The organism is Microcystis sp. LEGE 08355 (assembly GCF_015207185.1).
Taxonomy (GTDB): Bacteria; Cyanobacteriota; Cyanobacteriia; order Cyanobacteriales; family Microcystaceae; genus Microcystis; species Microcystis panniformis.
The window spans coordinates 1-2,337 of sequence record NZ_JADEXI010000673.1; the positions used below are offsets into that span (position 1 = coordinate 1).

The 2,337-nt window shown below is 46.3% G+C and carries 3 protein-coding genes and 1 pseudogene; 1 reads left to right on the forward strand and 3 read right to left on the reverse strand.

Annotated elements, in window-relative coordinates; all coding sequences use genetic code 11:
- Nucleotides 1-8: 8 nt before the first annotated feature.
- Nucleotides 9-407 (forward strand): annotated as a pseudogene (gene tnpA, locus IQ242_RS22735) (IS200/IS605 family transposase); the annotation flags it as partial.
- A gap of 15 nt (nucleotides 408-422) precedes the next feature.
- Here the strand turns inward: tnpA and IQ242_RS22740 are convergent.
- From IQ242_RS22740 to IQ242_RS22750, 3 genes are all read right to left on the reverse strand, one after another.
- Nucleotides 423-737: a DUF1622 domain-containing protein gene (locus tag IQ242_RS22740; RefSeq protein WP_228021166.1), complete on the reverse strand. Its 315-nt coding sequence runs from the start codon at nucleotides 735-737 to the stop codon at nucleotides 423-425.
- 112 nt (nucleotides 738-849) lie between these two features.
- Entirely contained in the window at nucleotides 850-1,449 is a 600-nt protein-coding gene (locus tag IQ242_RS22745) for an ATP-dependent Clp protease proteolytic subunit (RefSeq protein ID WP_002734165.1), read from the reverse strand.
- 35 nt (nucleotides 1,450-1,484) lie between these two features.
- Nucleotides 1,485-2,171 carry an ATP-dependent Clp protease proteolytic subunit gene (locus tag IQ242_RS22750; protein WP_002746650.1) on the reverse strand — a complete coding sequence of 229 codons (687 nt, stop codon included), beginning with the start codon at nucleotides 2,169-2,171 and terminating at the stop codon, nucleotides 1,485-1,487.
- Nucleotides 2,172-2,337 lie beyond the last annotated feature (166 nt).

The following is a 2,337-nucleotide window of genomic DNA, read 5'->3' on the forward strand; positions in this document are numbered from 1 at the left end:
TGTTAATAATGTCAAGTCAGTTGCGAAAAGAAAGAAACTCTGTTTCCGATCTAAAGATACACTTGGTCTGTGTGACAAAATACAGAAGTAAGGTTTTTACTGGTAAAAGTCTGACTTTGGTTGAAAAGTCTTTTAGGGAAGTTGCGGAAAAGATGAATTTTCAGATATTGGAATTTAACGGGGAGTCTAATCATATACACGCATTGATTGAATACCCACCGAAACTATCTATTTCCGTAATGTTCAACTCTTTAAAGGGAGTCTCTAGTCGTAGGTATGGACAAGCTGGATATCCTAAGCCATACGGGAAAGACGCTCTTTGGTCGCCCAGTTATTTTGTATCTTCTGTAGGAGGTGCGCCACTGGAAGTTCTTAAGTGCTACATTGAAAATCAGGAAAAGCCGTCGTTTTACGACGGGGTTTTAACCCAAATTTTCGATAATAGCGATGAGGGCGAGTTTTGCCAAGGCTTCTAGAGTGGGTGTGACGGTGGTAGCCACGATGTCTCCACCTAACTGAAACTCTAGGGCTAAAGATAGCCAAGTACCAAAACGAATGCGAAATTGATTAAAGGAAAAAGAAGGATGACTGCGACGGTGACGATTAGACTGCCAAGCTAATTGTAGGGTTTTAATTAGTCCGATTACCACACAAGCGATCGAAAGACTTTCTAGGCAAAACTTGATGATTGCCACAGCAGAGATCAAGCCTGTTTCTAAAGTTGCTAAAAATTCCATACCCAACAGATACCCTCTTATGGGATTATCCGATAAACCAACCTACCATCTAAGGAAGTTTGTCCAATGGCAGTTAGAACAGGTTTCTCGCCTGTTCTAACCTATGGCTGACTTAAGCCGGTCTTCCCTCGACCACCTTATCAATTAAACCGTAGGCAACGGCTTCCTCGGCGGAGAGGAAATAATCGCGGTCCGTGTCTTTTTCGATGCGTTCGATGGTTTGTCCGGTGCGATTAGCCATAATTTCGTTTAATTGCTGGCGAATACGCAGGATTTCCTTAGCTTCAATGTCGATATCCGTCGCTTGTCGGCGCCCGGTTCCCCCCATGGGTTGGTGAATCATAATCCGCGCGTGGGGAAGAGCGAGACGCTTACCCGGACTACCAGAAGCCAGTAAAAATGCCCCCATAGAGGCCGCTAATCCCACACAGATAGTCACCACCTCCGCTTTGATGTACTGCATGGTGTCGTAGATGGCCATACCGGCGGTAACGGAACCCCCCGGCGAGTTGATATAGAGATAGATAGGTTTAGTGGGGTCTTCCGAGTCGAGATAAAGCATTTGGGCCACAAGGGCATTGGCTAACCCGTCGGTGACTTCCTGCCCCAAAAAAAGAATGCGTTCCACCGAAAGACGGCTGTAAATGCTAATCCACTGTTCGTATTGGCTACCAGGCAGACGGTAGGGAACTTTTGGCACACCGATAGGCATAATTGGTAACAACTCCTGCTAATTTGTAATAAATCTTAACTAACTTGGGCGAGGGGTTTCGGTAGTTCCTTGCGACTTTCGAGAACGCGATCGATTAATCCGTAATCTTTCGCCTGTTGTGGGGTGAGATAGAAGGTGCGATCCATATCTTTCGCCAGTTTTTCGGTGGTTTGACCCGTATTTTTCGAGAAAATCTCTAACATCGTCTGTTTGTTGGCGATTACCTCCTTGGCGCGAATCTGGATATCGGTGGCTTGTCCTTGGGCCCCGGTGCGATTTTGGTTGAGAACAATGGTAGCGTGGGGTAAGGAGGCGCGAAAACCCTTGGTTCCCGCGGAAAGAATCATCGCTGCAGTTCCCATGGCCTGCCCGATACAGATAGTATGAACGGGAGGTTTAATGTAGTTGAGGGTGTCACAGATGGCGAAAGCTTCGGTTTCGTAGCCGATCGCGTCGCCGGTGTACCAGGATGTGCCGGTAGAGTTGATATAGAAGAAAATCGGTTTTTCGGGATCGTCAAATTGCAGGTAAAGCAGTTGCGCGATAATTAATTCCGTCACGTCCACCCCGACATTGCGCTTGACATCATCGGAGGAAAATAAGGGCAACCCCAGATAGACAATTCTCTCTTTGAGCAGGAGAGATTCCAAGTCCGGTGGTGGTGTCCGATAGGCTGCATCCCCATAATAGGCAGTTTGTACCGCTTTAATCACTGAGTTCATCGAGTTTTTCCGTCATACACAGTATCCTGCTTTTGATTTTAACTTAGTGTCAGCAGAAGTCCCTCCCTTGAGCGCGACGGGATGAATGTTGACACTAAGTTAAATCCAGTGGCAGCACACTTTGTTCTTTTTGTCAAAAAAACTTTCTCTTTGCAACAAAATCTGT